The organism is Xanthovirga aplysinae (genome assembly GCF_009711365.1).
Lineage (GTDB): Bacteria > Bacteroidota > Bacteroidia > Cytophagales > Cyclobacteriaceae > Xanthovirga > Xanthovirga aplysinae.
Genome location: NZ_SMMB01000671.1, coordinates 1 through 2,423, shown reverse-complemented (window position 1 = coordinate 2,423; position 2,423 = coordinate 1). Strand labels below are relative to the sequence as shown.

Annotated in this window: 3 protein-coding genes; all 3 read left to right on the top strand. The window is 32.5% G+C overall.

The genetic code is table 11. The features are described 5' to 3' along the window. Window positions 1-126: 126 nt before the first annotated feature. A complete protein-coding gene (locus E1171_RS03975) occupies window positions 127-624 on the top strand; it encodes a DUF2306 domain-containing protein (protein WP_155204308.1) in 498 nt (165 codons plus the stop codon). 431 nt (window positions 625-1,055) lie between these two features. Next, window positions 1,056-1,856, top strand: coding sequence for a hypothetical protein (locus E1171_RS03970; RefSeq protein WP_187696239.1), 801 nt, complete (start codon window positions 1,056-1,058; stop codon window positions 1,854-1,856). 171 nt (window positions 1,857-2,027) lie between these two features. Beyond that, on the top strand, window positions 2,028-2,423 hold a 396-nt coding region (locus E1171_RS03965; protein WP_155204306.1), incomplete at its 3' end, for a hypothetical protein.

Genomic DNA, 2,423 nt, shown 5'->3' with positions numbered 1-2,423 from the left:
AGAAACCGATTAATTTCTCTTGCTAAGAAGGAGATTTTTAGTGGATTAAAGTTTTAAAAATTTGGCGTTAGTCAGAATTAGGAAAATTGAAATTCAAATAAAATTTGGAATTAAAAAGACTTCGAAATGGAAAACATAATAAGTAGTCCAGTTGGATTAATTCACACCATATTCGCTTTAATTTCAGTTTTAACAGGGACAATTGTAATTGTGACTATTAAAGGCACTAAATTTCACAAAATAATTGGTTATACCTATGTAATATCAATGCTGATAATGAATGGAACCGCTTTTGGGATTTTTAGACTATTTGGTGGATTTGGGGTATTTCACGTTTTTGCTCTTCTTAGTCTTTTTGCATTATTCGGTGGAATGTACCCTGTTTTGAATAGAAAAAAAGTTGCCGATTGGTATATACAACACCTAAAAGTAATGTCTTGGAGTGTTGTGGGTTTATATGCTGCCTTAGCTGCTGAAATAGGGGTGAGATTTTTTGAAAAAGAATTATTCTTTTGGATTGTTGGGGTATCGGGTGGATTAATTACAACGATTGGAGCAATATTAATTAACAGAAGAAAAAAACTAGAACGAACAAGAATGAAAGCCACCACTAAAAATGTATAAACCCCATTAGAAAAGGGGGGTATACTTACCGATATTTCCACCATTATATTCAATCTTATTACTTCCACTCCCTAGATTAATGGAATCTAAAATTATAATTGGATTATTAGACGGATACACAAAAGAAGAATATCAAGGTCTAATTGACGTTTTATATTGTGTTAGCTGTAATGCGTTGGAAGAATTAGATTGTTGTTGTTCTGACGATTATTAAGGTATAATTTCCGATAGGTGGAAGTAATGGATATAAGGGCGATATACCACATAAATGGTATAAACGGTGTTGTGCTTTATGTATAAATAAATTAAATGCTATTTGATAGGGCTATATAATAAAGAATATATTCAGGTATTGGTAATAACGTTTTCTTAAAGTACACACTTTAAATAAGTTCATCCTTAATTGTAATGCAGCAAATAAAAAAAGAAAAGTGCAAAGAATACAATTGTTTGAATTTGAAGATTTTCACTGGTTCCCCAGTTCGTTTCGTTCTACCATGACAAAGTTGATTGTGTTTTTTCACATACTGTTCGGAACCAAAGAAGTACTGGCAAGCTTAATTTCCGACATCCGTAAAAAGTACGACTTTAATCGAATTGTTGATTTGGGTTCAGGTACAGGGGGGGTGATGCCAATGGTTATTGAGTATTTGAACAAAGGAACTGAAGATGCCCCATTAGAACTTCTCCTTACCGATTTATATCCTGATAAAGAATTTATAGAACAGTATAATGTTAAAAATCAAGGATATATTTTCTACAGAGAAACCCCTCTGGATGCTAGGAACCTGTATATGGCACCTAAAGGCCTAAAGACAATGGTCAATTGTTTCCATCACATGCGTCCTGAAGTAGCACGTGAAATATTAAAATCTTCCCAGTTAAATAATATATCTATTTTGATCTATGAGATGGGAGAAAATATGTTTCCGCTAATACTTTGGTGGCTTTTTTTACCTCTAACCTTGCCTTTAATGGCCTTGATTGCCATCCTTTATACCCCCTTTGTGAAGCCGATCCATTGGAAAGATATCCTCTTTTCCTGGGTTATTCCTGTAGTTCCAATTTGCTTTGCCTGGGACGGCCTAGCTTCGGAACCGAGAGTTTATACCTTTAAGGATATAGAAGAGCTTCTACCCCTTAAAAATAACGTTTATACATGGGAGGTTAAAAATGCAAAAAAGAAAAACGGCAAAACTCTGGGCTATTATATATTAGGTTTACCCAATTAATACGGCCTACAATAATTAGATTAAGTAGGGGGAGAAAAAGGGTTTAATAATTAAATAAAACATGAAAGCACAACACTATATAAAAATAATAGCCCCAAAAGGCCATCAGCAGAACCGAAGCTACAATTTTTATATTTACCGTAGGCTGTAATTAGATTAAAAAAAGGTACAATGCGAAAAAAAATAAATACCTTGATAATCGATGATAATCCTGTCATTGGAGATTGTATAGGGAAAAGAATTTTAAAAGCTAATTCTTTATACATTGAAAACCCTGAAATTGTGCCTACTTTCATGGAAATGGATTTAACCCATAAAATTAAATCCCTAAAATTGATTGAGGGTTTTATTCTTAATAATCAAGTTGAAATTCTTCTATTAGATAGAGGATATTACAGGGTGTATGACCCTGTAAAAGACGAAGATTATAAAAATCTTAATGATAAATATTTATATAGTCCTTCCGGAGATAAAGGGATGAAAATTGAAAATTTACTATCATCCTTTTCTGCTAAAAGTCTAAATAAAATTAAAGGTATTATTATATATACCTACGACTCTGATGAA

Bases quoted from the DNA above. Each gene is read 5' to 3' on its own strand.
- E1171_RS03975 (WP_155204308.1), top strand. From the start codon at position 127: ATGGAAAACATAATAAGTAGTCCAGTTGGATTAATTCACACCATATTC.